The following is a 13,717-nucleotide window of genomic DNA, read 5'->3' as shown; positions in this document are numbered from 1 at the left end:
GGAACGAATGTCTTACGATCTCGAGGTTTACGGTCGAACCGCTGTATCGAGCGAAGATGCTGCGCTAATCGTTGCTTCCGTCGACGGGCTGAGCCCTCGTCTCGACCCGATAACCGGTGGGTTGCTGTCGGCCGAGTATCAGAGCTCGGGTGAGTATTGCTTCACTTTCGAGGGCCCACTGAGGGTTGACGAGTCAGACCTTCCCGACGTTCGATTCGTCGCGCCGCTGCCCGACACCCTCTATCGGATCTCCGTGGAGGGAAGCCGACCGGAGAGCGTTTCGTATGCCGTGACGTTCGCTCAGGAACTCGCAAGACGATCTGATGGGCAGGCGATCGATCCACAGAATGAGGAGCCCCAGTCCCAGCCCCAGCGACGCGCCGCACGGTCGACGCAGAAGCTGCATCTTCACCTGAGTTGGTTCCGCCCCAATGACGGTGGAAAGGAGTTGGCATCCGACTACCTCGCCACGGCGAGAGAGGAGTTTCCTCCCGCCGTGCCGACGCGGTTCGGGACGCACGAGCCCCTGCAGGGCAGCCTTGCCGACAACGGAGTGAACGATGCCGAGTTCGGCCAGATGTACAGAGACAAGTGCCTGGCGAAAGAGCTCCTTTTCAAGGGAAAGAGCTTGCGCTGGGGGAGGATCACGGCGTGGTCTCAAAGTTTCTACCTGAGGTACCAACAGCTGTGGGTCACTTTCGATCTTGCCGCGCTCCAACGCATGGGAAGGACTGATGACGTCGAGCGATTCCTCGTCGCGGTCGCAGAAAGGACAGGTAGCTACTTCGCATTTGCAGAGGTCAATGCAACTCCACTCAAGACCGCCAGCTCACCGCACCACGTAGGCGCATGGAGTGGTCTCCCCGAACGTCCTCAATGGCTGACCTGGTACTCCGGCGGATACGAAGACATGGTTCTCCCACACCTCACGGCGGGTGTCACGACGAGGCATGCGCGCGGAATATCGCATCGATGGACGGACGAACCAAGCTCCGGTGAAGAGCTAGACGTCATCGTCGGGCGCGACACATGGCTGCCTAGCGACCTGCTTGCTCCCGCCGATCCGCAGAACCATCGCAAAGTGCTCGGCCCTGCCGCCACCATGCCCACGCAATTGAATGCGCTATGACCAGCGAGTCACCGAGGCTCTCGCCTCGTTCCCGAGCGACAAGGTCGCACCATCTTCGCCCGAACGTCGTACCGGCTCGCAGAGCCGGCTCCCAGGTCTCTTGAAAGGTATTGCATGTTCTCGTTGAAGTCTCGCCGTCGCGCGCGCATCGGCGCGGTCGGCATTTCCGCCGTGTTGGTGTCGGCGTTGCTCGTGTCGGTTCCTGTGTCGTCTGCGGTGGCGGATGATGCTCCGGGGTTCCTGGTGGAGTCGGGGGCGTATCCGGATGGGGCGTCGGTGGGGGCGGCGAATGGGATCGTTCTGAAGGACGGCAACGGCGGGTTGCGGGTGGTGACGTGTCCGGTCCCGGTTCCGGTCGCGGCCGGGCTGATCGAGGTGGAGTTCGAGAACGCGGGCAAGAAGGCGAAGGTGTGTTTCGAGACGGTGTTCCGTCCGGCGGTGTTGAATCTGGAGATCGCGGCATCGTTCGGTGTGAAGGCCGGTAAGCAGCCGATGGATGTCACGTATTCGGTCGCGGGTGGTCCGGAGACGGCGATCCCGGTTCCGGCGGGTGGGCGTCGCACGGTCGACCAGAATCAGACGGGGCAGTCGACGGTCGTGGCGATCGAGGTTGATGCGGTGTCGACGGATGTGCCGGCGACGACGGCCACGCATCCGCGGACCGCTGTCACGAAGATCCGCACGGGTCTGGGCTCGTGCACGGGCACGTTGGTGGACCGGTCGTGGGTGCTGACGGCGGCGAGCTGCTTCGCGGCCGACCCGGCGACGTTGGTCGCGGGTGTTCCGGCCGCTCCGGCGCGGGTGCTGTTCGGTCCGGATGTCGCGAATGACAAGGTCGTGAGTGGTACCGGCGATCTGGGTGTAAAGGTCACGCACCTGGAGCCGGCCGGTAACGGTCAGGACGCGGTCCTGGCGAAGCTCGAGACCCTCGTCGACGACATCGTGCCGATGCCGATCGCGACATCGGCACCTGCTGCGGGTCAAGACGTGGCGTTCACAGGCTTCGGCCGCACGAACAACGTCTGGGTTCCCCTCGCCAGCCGCACGAACACCTACCCGGTCACGGCGGTCAACTCGGCCACGCTGACGGCCGCAGCGTCCGGCGCTTCGCTCTGCCTCGGCGACGGCGGCGCCCCCGGCGTCCGCAACGTCGATGGAACCGACACGCTCGTCGCTGTCGCCTCCCAGTCGACGCAGACCGGTTGCTACGGCTCCGGCCTCCCCGCAGGCACCGCTTCGACCATCGCGACACGCGGCGACATCATCGCCGGATGGGTGGCCGCCACGGTCCAGAAGGGGCTCGACACGACCCCGGTCGCCGCTGCGGATCAGACCCTTGCGCAGCAGATCGTGGCCACCGGCCGCGTGAGCGGAACCGAGGCGCTCGCCCAGATCCAGGCGTACGCCAACGGCTTCAAGCGCGGCCACCTGATCGGCGGACAGGTTCGTGACTGCACGATCGACCCCGTCATCCTCTCCGCACTGAAGAAGGTCGTCGTGGATCAGAACTTCACGATCACGATCTCGTCCCTCAACGAGTACTGCACCACGGCGACTCCGTCGGCCACGAGCTACCACGCGAAGAACAATGGCGGTCACGCCGTCGACATCAGCGTCGTGAACGGCGTCGCGGCGACCGGCAACACCGCGCAGGACCAGGCTCTGGCGACCGCCATGTTCACCGCGCTGCCGGCGCCGGCGGGCATCGGTCAGGTCGCGTGCCGCCCGGCGCTCACGGTTCCGAACGGCTGGGCGCAGACCGAAGAGGACTGCACGCACAACCACTTCGAGTACCACGGCGTGCCGCTCACACCGGCCAAGCCCTCGTTCGATCTGAACAGCGATGGCAAGGCCGACGTGATCGGCATCACCTCTTCTAATGCGCTCTACATCTACCACGGCAACGGCAGCGGTGGATGGACGACCCAGACCTCCGTCAGCGCAGGGTGGGCTTCGGCCAAGACCCTCATCCACGGCGACTACAACGGGGACGGCAAGGGCGACATGATGGTCGTCAACACCGACGGCACGCTCTGGTACTACCAGGGTGATGGTGCGCTGGGCTTCCCGACGAAGGCGCTGGCTGCCCGCGGATGGGATGCGAAGGGCCTGATCACGGGTGGCATCGACTTCAATGGAGACAAGAAGGCCGATCTCGTCGCCCGTGAGTCCGACGGCCACCTCTACGCCTACCCCGGCAACGGGAACGGAACCTTCGGCGCCAAGATGAAGATCGGCCATGACTGGGGTGGGATCTCTCGGGTCCTCGCCGGCGACTGGACCGGTGACGGCAAGGGCGACATCCTCGCCACGACGACGACCGGGGACCTTCGCATCTACCCTGGCAACAACGTGACGCTCACCGGTGGTCCGCAGGTCGGCAATGGCTGGAACAACATCACGGCCATCACCGGCGGCGTCGACTACGGCGCGGATGGCAAGGCCGACCTCTTCGGCCGGGTTGGTGACGGCGGTCTGTATCTGTATCCCGGGCTCGGCATCTCCGGGTTCGGCGCCTCAACCCGTGTCGGCAACGGGTGGACCTCGCTCCGGCTGTTCAGCTGAGCCCCGTCTCGCGCACTCACATTCCTTGAAAGGCATTGCATGTTTTCGTTGAATTCTCCCCGTCGGGGCCGCATCACGGCTGTGGGGGTGGCGGCGGCGTTGGTGTCGGCGTTGCTCGTGTCGGTCCCCGTGAGTTCTGCGGTGGCGGACGACGCTGCCGGGTATCTCGTGGAGTCCGGGGCGTATCCGGATGGGGCGTCGGTGGGTGCGGCCGCGGGCATCGTTCTGAAGGACGGCAACGGTGGTCTGCGTGTCGTCACGTGCGCGGCGGGGACCGGGCAAGTCGAGGTGGAGTATCAGAAGGCCGGCAAGAAGGCGAAGGTGTGTTTCGAGGCCGTGTTCCGTCCGGCGGTGCTGAATCTGGAGATCGCGGCATCGTTCGGGGTCAAGGCCGGCGCGCAGCCGATGGATGTCACGTACTCGGTCGCGGGTGGCCCGGAGACGGAGATCCCGGTGCCGGCCAACGGACGTCGCACGGTCGACCAGAATCAGACGGGGCAGTCGACGGTCGTGGTGATCGAGGTGAACGCGGTGTCTACCGACGTCCCTGCGACCACCACCACCCACCCGCGGACGGCGATCACGAAGATCCGCACGGGCCTGGGCTCGTGCACGGGCACGTTGGTGGACCGGTCGTGGGTGCTGACCGCGGCGAGCTGTTTCGCGGCCGACCCGGCAACGCTTGTCGCGGGTGTTCCGGCGGCCCCGGCGCGTGCGCTGTTCGGCCCCGATGTTGCGAATGACAAGACGATGAGCGGCACCGGAGATCTGGGTGTGAAGATCACTCACGTGGAGCCGGCGGGCAACGGCCAGGACGTGGTCCTGGCGAAGCTGGAGGCACCTGTCGATGACATCACCCCGATGCCGGTCGCGACGACCGCTCCGGTCGCAGCCCAAGACATCGCCTTCACCGGCTTCGGCCGCACGAACAACGTCTGGGTCCCGCTCACCTCTCGCACGAACACCTACCCGGTCACGTCCGTCAACACGGCCACAGTGACCACCGCAGCCTCCGGTGCTTCGCTCTGTCTCGGTGACGGCGGCGCCCCCGGCGTCCGCGACATCAACGGCACGAAGACACTCGTCGCTGTCGCGTCGCAGGCATCACAGGCTGGCTGCTACGGCTCCGGCATCCCCGCCGGAACCGGGTCGGTCACGGCGACCCGCGGCGATGTCATCGCACCCTGGGTCACCGCGACGATCGAGAACGGCCGGAAGCTCGCCGGAATCAGCGCCGGTCAGGTGCTGGAGATCGAGAGCATCGCTCAGGCCGGTGCCTGCGTGACGACCAAGGACCGGAACACCGGTGTGGGCAACGTCGTCGTCGGCGTGGGCTGCACCGAGGTCTGGCAGCAGCGCCGTTGGGAGCTGGTGGAGGTCACCCCGACCGTCTTCGCCCTTCGCAACTATGTGAACCGCGACAAGTGCATCGCGGCCGATGCAGCGGGTACCGGCGTCGTGCAGGCCGTGTGCGCCACGACCGACAAGAAGCAGCAGTGGACCTTCCGGGAGCAGCGCGCCGGCGCCGTGAGCATCGTCAACGCCGCGTCGGGAAATGTCCTCTCCGCACCGTCGGCGACGACGCTCTCGCTGCGGGCGGACACCGGGGCGAACGCCGATCGGTGGAAGTACCGCAACGTCACCAAGATGCGCTACGACGTCGCGACCATCGGAAGCTACGTCTCGCTGCGGACCGCTGTCGGCGGGAAGTCCCTGGTCGCTGGCGCTGCTTCGGCGCAGGCGACGGTGAACGATGTCGTCGCGACCTCCCCACTGGCCACCCGCGCGGCATCGACTTTCCGGGTCGTCGCGGGGCTGGCAGATGCCCAGTGCTACAGCTTCGAGTCGATCACGGTCCCTGGTCAGTACATCTACATGAACATGGGCGGCCTCGTCACCTTGACGCCGCCTGCGGTTCCGTACCGCGCGACGTGGTGCGCGGAGGATGCCGCGTTCGGTCAGGGCATCACATTCTCGACGGCGACGGACTCGTGGCGCGTGATGCGCAGCCACTCGAACGGCCTCGTCTACGGCGGAGCGTCCTGGTACGCCGGGATCCCGATCGCCGACGACTCGCAGAACTTCGTCCCCGACACCGCATGGACGATCGGCGAGGCCTGGGCTCCGCCGACGCTAGCCGCTGCGCAGGTGCTGGAGCTCGAGAGCGTCGCACAGGGCGGCAAGTGCTTGACGGCGAAGGAGCGCAGCGCTGTCGCTGGTGCCGTCATCGGTGCCGTCGGCTGCTCCGAGGTCTGGCAGGTGCGTCAGTGGGAGCTGATCGAGTCGGGTGCTGGAGCCTTCGCGCTGCGCAACACCGTCACGCGATCATTGTGTCTCGGCAGCGCTGACGCGGCCGGCAGCGCTGTCGTGCAGGCTTCGTGCGATCTGACCGATGCCAAGCAGCGGTGGTCGTTCACCACGCTTCCCTCCGGGGCGGTCTCGATCGTGAACGCCGGGTCCGGCAAGGCACTCGCCGCGCCGACAGCGAGCACGGTGGCGCTCGCTGCGCCCGTGGCCGCGTCGCCGCAGCAGCAGTGGCGCTATCGCAATGCGACCAAGATGCAGTACGACATCGCCCCGGTGGGCAGCCTCATCTCGCTCCGCACCGCCGAGACCGGGAAGTCCCTCTCCGCGACCGTGGGCGGCGCGCAGGCCACGATCCCGATGGTCACCGAGGCATCGACGTCGAATGCACGGAAGGACGCGACGTTCCGGGTGGTCCAAGGCCTCGCGAACCCGCAGTGCTACAGCTTCGAGTCGCTCTCGGCGCCGGGGCAGTACCTGTACATGAACATCGGGGGCAATGTCATCCTGAGTGCTCCCACCGTTCCGTACCGGGCGACGTGGTGCGCCGAGGACGCCGCGTTCGGGAAGGGACTCACCTTCAGCATCTCGGGCGACTCCTGGCGCGTGATGCGCAGCTACAAGAACGGCCTCGTCTACGGCGGAGCCTCGTGGTGGGCGGGCATTCCGAACGCGGATGACACGCAGAACTACATCCCCGATGTCGCATGGACGATCGGCGCGCCCTGGGTGACAGTGCCTTAACGGGAACACCTCGTCCAGCCCCCGCCGAGCCACCGACCTCATCACCTCTAGAAAGGCCCTCAATGCTCCCCTCGAAGTCTCGCCGCCGTGCGCGCATCGGCGCGGTCGGTATCGCGTCCGCGTTGGTGTCGGCGTTGCTCGTGTCGGTTCCTGTGTCGTCGGCGGTGGCGGATGATGCTCCGGGGTTCCTGGTGGAGTCGGGGGCGTATCCGGATGGGGCGTCGGTGGGTGCGGCCGCGGGCATCGTTCTGAAGGACGGCAACGGCGGGTTGCGGGTGGTGACGTGTCCGGTCCCGGTTCCGGTCGCGGCCGGGCTGATCGAGGTGGAGTTCGAGAACGCGGGCAAGAAGGCGAAGGTGTGTTTCGAGACGGTGTTCCGTCCGGCCGTGTTGAACCTGGAGATCGCGGCATCGTTCGGTGTGAAGGCCGGTAAGCAGCCGATGGATGTCACGTATTCGGTCGCGGGTGGTCCGGAGACGGCGATCCCGGTTCCGGCGGGTGGGCGTCGCACGGTCGACCAGAATCAGACGGGGCAGTCGACGGTCGTGGCGATCGAGGTTGATGCGGTGTCGACGGATGTGCCGGCGACGACGGCCACGCATCCGCGGACCGCTGTCACGAAGATCCGCACGGGTCTGGGCTCGTGCACGGGCACGTTGGTGGACCGCTCGTGGGTGCTGACCGCGGCGAGCTGTTTCGCGGCCGACCCGGCAACGCTTGTCGCGGGTGCTCCGGCCGCTCCGGCGAGGGTGTTGTTCGGCCCGGATGTCGCGAACGACAAGACGATGAGCGGCACCGGAGATCTGGGTGTGAAGGTCACGCACGTGGAGCCGGCGGGCAACGGTCAGGACGTGGTGCTGGCGAAGCTGGAGGCACCTGTCGATGACATCACCCCGATGCCGGTCGCGACGGCCGCTCCGGTCGCAGGCCAGGACATCGCGTTCACGGGCTTCGGCCGCACGAACAACGTCTGGGTCCCGCTCACCTCTCGGACGAACACCTACCCGGTCACGTCCGTCAACACGGCCACGGTGACCACCGCAGCCTCCGGTGCTTCGCTCTGTCTCGGTGACGGCGGCGCCCCCGGCGTCCGCGACATCAACGGCACGAAGACACTCGTCGCTGTCGCGTCGCAGGCATCACAGGCTGGCTGCTACGGCTCCGGCATCCCCGCCGGAACCGGGTCGGTCACGGCGACCCGCGGCGATGTCATCGCACCCTGGGTCACCGCGACGATCGAGAACGGCCGGAAGCTCGCCGGAATCAGCGCCGGTCAGGTGCTGGAGATCGAGAGCATCGCTCAGGCGGGCGCGTGCATGTCGACCAAGAACGCAGCGTCGAACTCTTCAGCGGGACCTGTGGTGATTCCGTCGAGCTGCACGCTCATCGGCCAGATGCGTCGGTGGGAGCTCGTAGAGGTCACTCCGACCGTCTTCGCCCTGCGCAACTACGTCGACCGCGCGATGTGTGCCGCGAGTTCGGATGCCGCCGGCAGCGCCCTCGTGCAGGCCGCCTGCGCGCCCGCCGATCCGAAGCAGCAGTGGACGTTCCGCGAGCAGGCCGCCGGCACGGTGAGTGTCGTGAACATCGCGTCCGGCAAGGTTCTCGCAGCGCCCGCGACGACGGCCATCACGCTGAAGACGGATTCCGGCGCGAACGTCGATCGATGGAAGTACACGAACGTCGCGAAGATGCGTTACGACGCTGCCACCGTGGGAAGCTACGTATCGTTGCGCACGGCCGTCGGAGGCAAGTCCCTCACCGCGACCACCACCGCCCAGGCGAACGTCAAGGATGTCGTCGCGACGTCACCTCTCGCGTTGCGCCAGGAATCGACATTCCGGGTCGTGAAGGGTCTGATCGATCCGCAGTGCGTCAGCTTCGAGTCGATCGCCTCGCCGGGCAAGTTCCTGAACATCTCCACGACGGCAGACGGAAACATCGTGCTGGTCGCGCCTTCTCCCACCAGTACGCGCAACGCGACCTGGTGTGCGCAGGATGCGGCGCACGGAGTCGGCTTCTCGTTCCCCGCGGCTCGCGATTCCTGGCGGATGCTGCGTTCACACAAGAACGGTCTCGTCTACGGCGGCGCCAGCTTCAATGCGGGCGTGCCCAACGGCGATGATCAGGCCGGCTACGTTCCCGATACCGCGTGGGTCATCGGCGAGCCCTGGGCCGCGCCCACGTTCGCAGGAGGTCAGGTCTTCGAGATCGAGAGCATCGGCCAACCAGGCACATGCTTCTCGACGAAGAGCGCGGCGTCGAGTCCGAACGCCGGGGCTGTCCTGGCTCCCGTGGGCTGCACCCTGAACCCCCAGATGCGTCGTTGGGAACTGATCGAGGTCTCACCGACCGTCTTCGGCCTGCGCAATTACGCGCATCACCCCATGTGCGCCGCGAGTTCGGATGCTGCGGGCAGCGGGGTCGTGCAGGCTGCGTGTGCTACGACTGACACCCGTCAGCAGTGGACATTCGCCGACCAGCCCTCGGGCGGAGTGAGCATCGTCAACGTCGCCTCCGGCAAGGTGCTCACAGCGCCGACCTCGACGACTCTCACCTTGAGGGCCGCCACGGGCGCGAGCGTCGAACGATGGACGTACAAGAACGTCACCAAGATGCGTTCCGACGTCGCGACGATCGGCAGTTACGTTTCGCTGCGCACCGTCGTCGGTGGGAAGTCCTTGACGGCCGTGCCTGCCGCGGCGCAAGCATCCGTCGGCAACGTCACTGCCTCCTCACCGCTCGCTCAGCGTCAAGCAGCGACGTTCCGGGTAGTGCAGGGGCTGGTGGATCCACAGTGCTACAGCTTCGAGTCGGTCGCATCTCCCGGGAAGTACTTGAACATCTCCACGACGACGGATGGCTACATCGTCTTGGCCACGCCTTCTGCGACCAGCAGCCGTAACGCGACCTGGTGCGCAGAGGACGCGGAATTCGGCGTGGGACTCTCTTTCCCGGCCGCCCGTGATCCGTGGCGCAAGCTTCGCATGCACCAGAACGGTCTCGTCTATGGTGGTGCGACGTTCAGTGCGGGAGTGCCGAACGGCGACGACGCCGCCAACTACATCCCTGACACCGCATGGGTCTTCGGCGAGCCTTGGGTGACCGCACCGTAGGAGGCTCCTCGGACGGCGTGCCTCTGCTCTCTTCGTAGGCCCTGTCGCTCTCCGCGGGGGAGTGACAGGGCCTGCGATCGGAGCGTGTGGAGCGCTTCCGGCAGGACGAGACAGACGAGTCGAAAGGCGGGATAGGTGTCATACGACCTCGAGGTGTACGGGAAGGTCTCGTTGACGGCGAGGGACCTGGCAAAAGTGGTTTCGTCACTGCGCGGGCTGAAGGCTAAGGTCGATCGGCGATCGCAGACGATCTCGTCGATCGTCGATAAGCGCACCCGCGAGATGGCGTTCGAGCTCGACGGCCCCGATCGTGTGGAGCCGGAGGATATCCCGGCGGAGTGGACCGAGGTCGCGGATGCGACGGTGCTCTACAGCATCCACGTGTCGTACGACGTCACGTCGGGAGCGGGGTTCTCGTTCAGCCTCGACGGGACGAAGCTGGCGACGGCGTCGGCCTTCGCCGCACGGTTGGCGGAGCGCGTCGACGGCACGGTGATCGACCCGCAGACCTACGAGCCGCAGCCGGAACCGCAGCCGGAACCGCAGCCGCAGCGCCCCCGCTTCCTGCATCTGCGCTGGTACCGACTGCTCGATGACACACACGATAAGGATCTCGCCGCGATCTACCTCCGCACGGCGCGCGAGTTCTTCAGACCAGGGGTGCCGTCGCGATTCGGCACGCACGAACCGTTTCAGGGGAGGTTTCCCCGCGACGACGATGCGACGTTTGACGCGATGTACCGCGCAAACTGCTACCTCGGCGATCTCATCCTCGCGGGCAAGCCGATCGAGCACGGGACCATCGACGGCTGGACGAACGACCTGGAGCGCCGAACTCAATCGATCCGACTGAAGTTCGAGCTCGATCGGCTCGAGAAGCTCAAAGCTCTTGACGCCATCGAGCCGTTCTTCGTCGCACTCGCCGAACGGACCGGGGCCTTCTTCGCGTTCGCCGAGGTCAATACGAATCGGTACGGAACCGCCCACCCGCTCATGGACGTCAAGCTCGAAGACCCGTGGAGCGGATTGCCGACTGCGCCGCAATGGATGACCTGGTTCGAGCCGGAATACGCCGAGATGGTCGCTCCGCATCTCGATCCCATCCGCACGAAGGCCAACGGCCAGGGGACTCTGCACCGCTGGACGGAGCACCCGGCCGAGGCGGAGGAGCTCCTTCGGTTGAGCGGCGATCCGTGGATCCCCGCCGGCTTCCGAGGGGTGCTCGATCCCGCAGGCGACGGGCGGTGCGCCGAGGCGGCCGCGGTCATGCCGGCGTCTCTGAGGTATCCCGCCCCCGAATCACCGCAAGCCCTGCGCATCGAGGCGCACTACGCGCGGGTGCGAGAGATCGAGGCCAACGCACGGAACCGAGCCGCCGAGGGGCGGCGATGACGCTCGAAGGGGGAGAGGTCGGCCCGACGTCGACCGCGAGGGGCTTCCTCTGGGCGACGGAAGGTCCGTGGGTGTACGTCGGACACGGCGAGCAGGGGCGCGAGAAGTGGATTCCATCGTCGTTCTACATAACGGCCGAGCTGGATGACGCGTGTGTGCGGACGCTCCGCGGGTGGAAGATGCGTTCTTACGAAGGACTGATGAACGAGTTCGGAGCCGCGCTCCAGTTCTTCGACGGATTCGGGGAGAACTGGTCGGCGCTGAGCGACTGCCTCGGATCTCTGGACGAGTGGCTGCCGGCCAAGGCCTACGTGCTCGTCGTCGAGCGCGCGGAAGAGGTTCTCGTCGACGATCCCCTTGATGTCGAAGCGTTCTTGCGCACGCTCCATTCGGCCGGAGAATCCTGGTCTGCAGCCGTGGACAGCCCCGAGATCTATGCGCGTCCGCCCATCCCGTTCCACGTGCTGCTGAACGTCAGCGATGCGCACCCGGAGGGCATCGACCGATTCGTCCGCACTGCCGCCGAGGCGCGAACCCACATCGCCTTGCGTGTGGGCCGTCGATGATGGGGCGAAACATGCAATCCCTGGTGCTTCCACCCGGGTGACTTCTGTGCCCGCGCCGGCGAAGAGTGGGGAATCGACCACCCTGCGTGCATCCAGACGGATATGCTCCTGTGCCATGACGGAGCACAAGAACCAGCGGCAGCATCAGCCCGAACTTCACGGAGGGGTGCTGAGCGGCGGTGGCAGCCCGGCGCTGTGGGGCGCGCTGATCGGACTCATCGTGTTCGTCTTCGTCGGTGTCCCGATCAGCGCGGCGGTGCGCTTCGCGACCCATCCGATGTCCCAGCAGCTGTTCGGAGGCCGACTGTCGGAGGCGACCGTCGGCGGCTATACGGCGTTCTGGTGGATCGTCGCGATCATGCTCCTCGCCCTTCCCTTCCTCGTGGGGTGGGGTGTCGCGAAGCTCTCGGCGCGAACCCTCACGATCATCGGCGCGATCGCCGTCGCGTTCTTCGTGGTCATCCTGATCCTCGGCCAGCTGTACGTGTTCTGACCGCCCCCGACGCTCCCCCGAAAGGGGCACCGAAGCCCTCCCGATAGGATGGGACCGCCCGAAGAGGGCCAGCTCATCGGCCGGTGCAAACCCGGCGAAAGCCAGGGGGTTACCCATGCCAGGAATCGTTATCGTCGGCGTGCAGTGGGGCGACGAAGGAAAGGGCAAGGCCACCGATCTTCTCGGTGAGCGCACCGACTGGGTGGTGAAGTTCAACGGCGGCAACAACGCCGGACACACCGTCGTCGTCGGTGATGAGAAGTACGCGCTGCACCTGCTGCCCTCCGGCATCCTGTCTCCGGGCGTGACGCCCGTCATCGGCAACGGCGTCGTGGTCGACCTCGAAGTGCTGTTCTTCGAGCTCGAGGCGCTCGCCGCTCGTGGCATCGATGTCTCGCGACTCAAGGTCAGCGCCAACGCGCACATCATCACGCAGTACCATCGCACGCTCGACAAGGTCACCGAGCGATTCCTCGGCAAGCGCATGATCGGCACGACCGGTCGCGGCATCGGCCCGGCATACGCCGACAAGATCAACCGTGTGGGCATCCGTGTGCAGGACCTGTTCGACGAGAACATCCTGCGCCAGAAGGTCGAGGGCGCCCTCGACCAGAAGAACCACCTGCTGGTGAAGATCTTCAACCGCCGCGCGATCACCGCCGACGAGGTCGTCGAAGACCTGCTGTCGTACGCCGAGCGGCTGCGGCCCATGGTCGCCGACACCGGCTACCTCATCGCCCAGGCTCTGGAACGCGGCGAGGTCGTCGTGTTCGAGGGCGGCCAGGCCACGATGCTCGACATCGATCACGGCACATACCCGTTCGTCACCTCGTCTTCGGCGACTGCCGGAGGAGCTGCGACGGGTGCGGGCGTCGGGCCTGGTGCGCTCGACCGCATCGTCGGCATCGTCAAGGCCTACACGACTCGCGTCGGCTCGGGTCCGTTCCCGACCGAGCTCTTCGACGAGCAGGGCGAGTGGCTGCGCAAGCAGGGCTTCGAGTTCGGCACCACCACCGGCCGTCCGCGCCGGGTGGGCTGGTACGACGCTCCCATCACGCGCTACGCGACGCGCATCAACGGCATCACCGACCTGGTGCTCACCAAGCTCGACATCCTCACGGGTCTCGAGCAGATCCCGGTGTGCGTCGCCTACGACGTCGATGGCGAACGCTTCGACGAGGTGCCGGTCAACCAGACCGACTTCCACCACGCGAAGCCGATCCTGGAGTACTTCCCCGGCTGGAACGAGGACATCTCGGTCGCGCGCACCTTCGAGGACCTGCCGCAGAACGCGCAGGACTATGTGCTGGCGCTCGAGAAGATGAGCAACACGCGCATCTCGGTGATCGGCGTCGGCCCGGAGCGCGACCAGGTCATCGTCCGCCACGGTCTGCTCGACTGACCCGCG

General features: G+C 66.4%; 8 protein-coding genes. All 8 read left to right on the top strand.

The window, feature by feature from the left end:
* Positions 1-7: 7 nt before the first annotated feature.
* Positions 8-1,129: a hypothetical protein gene (locus ACLFA2_RS08265; protein WP_021200109.1), complete on the top strand. Its 1,122-nt coding sequence runs from the start codon at positions 8-10 to the stop codon at positions 1,127-1,129.
* Positions 1,130-1,243: 114 nt separating this feature from the next.
* Complete coding sequence (locus ACLFA2_RS08260; protein ID WP_426622381.1) at positions 1,244-3,694, top strand: FG-GAP-like repeat-containing protein; 2,451 nt, start codon at positions 1,244-1,246, stop codon at positions 3,692-3,694.
* A gap of 39 nt (positions 3,695-3,733) precedes the next feature.
* Entirely contained in the window at positions 3,734-6,742 is a 3,009-nt protein-coding gene (locus ACLFA2_RS08255; RefSeq protein WP_426622380.1) for an AbfB domain-containing protein, read from the top strand.
* A 62-nt stretch (positions 6,743-6,804) separates the two neighbouring features.
* Complete coding sequence (locus tag ACLFA2_RS08250; protein ID WP_426622379.1) at positions 6,805-9,858, top strand: AbfB domain-containing protein; 3,054 nt, start codon at positions 6,805-6,807, stop codon at positions 9,856-9,858.
* Between the two features lie 195 nt (positions 9,859-10,053).
* The gene (locus ACLFA2_RS08245) at positions 10,054-11,250 is read left to right on the top strand and encodes a hypothetical protein (protein WP_426622378.1); all 1,197 of its coding nucleotides are present in this window, start codon (positions 10,054-10,056) and stop codon (positions 11,248-11,250) included.
* Positions 11,247-11,816 carry a barstar family protein gene (locus ACLFA2_RS08240; RefSeq protein WP_426622377.1) on the top strand — a complete coding sequence of 190 codons (570 nt, stop codon included), beginning with the start codon at positions 11,247-11,249 and terminating at the stop codon, positions 11,814-11,816. Before ACLFA2_RS08245 ends, ACLFA2_RS08240 begins: the two co-directional genes overlap by 4 nt.
* A 115-nt stretch (positions 11,817-11,931) precedes the next feature.
* Positions 11,932-12,309: a hypothetical protein gene (locus tag ACLFA2_RS08235; protein WP_021200112.1), complete on the top strand. Its 378-nt coding sequence runs from the start codon at positions 11,932-11,934 to the stop codon at positions 12,307-12,309.
* A 115-nt stretch (positions 12,310-12,424) separates the two neighbouring features.
* A complete protein-coding gene (locus ACLFA2_RS08230) occupies positions 12,425-13,711 on the top strand; it encodes an adenylosuccinate synthase (protein WP_402608331.1) in 1,287 nt (428 codons plus the stop codon).
* Positions 13,712-13,717: the final 6 nt, after the last annotated feature.

It is taken from the genome of Microbacterium sp. As-52 (assembly GCF_049949185.1).
GTDB lineage: Bacteria > Actinomycetota > Actinomycetes > Actinomycetales > Microbacteriaceae > Microbacterium > Microbacterium maritypicum_A.
Note: the sequence above shows the minus strand (reverse complement) of the source record. Positions and strands in the feature narration are given on the sequence as shown.

Coding starts and splice junctions, on each gene's coding strand:
- ACLFA2_RS08265 (WP_021200109.1), top strand. CDS start 8: ATGTCTTACGATCTCGAGGTTTACGGTCGAACCGCTGTATCGAGCGAA.
- ACLFA2_RS08260 (WP_426622381.1), top strand. CDS start 1,244: ATGTTCTCGTTGAAGTCTCGCCGTCGCGCGCGCATCGGCGCGGTCGGC.
- ACLFA2_RS08255 (WP_426622380.1), top strand. CDS start 3,734: ATGTTTTCGTTGAATTCTCCCCGTCGGGGCCGCATCACGGCTGTGGGG.
- ACLFA2_RS08250 (WP_426622379.1), top strand. CDS start 6,805: ATGCTCCCCTCGAAGTCTCGCCGCCGTGCGCGCATCGGCGCGGTCGGT.
- ACLFA2_RS08240 (WP_426622377.1), top strand. CDS start 11,247: ATGACGCTCGAAGGGGGAGAGGTCGGCCCGACGTCGACCGCGAGGGGC.
- ACLFA2_RS08235 (WP_021200112.1), top strand. CDS start 11,932: ATGACGGAGCACAAGAACCAGCGGCAGCATCAGCCCGAACTTCACGGA.
- ACLFA2_RS08230 (WP_402608331.1), top strand. CDS start 12,425: ATGCCAGGAATCGTTATCGTCGGCGTGCAGTGGGGCGACGAAGGAAAG.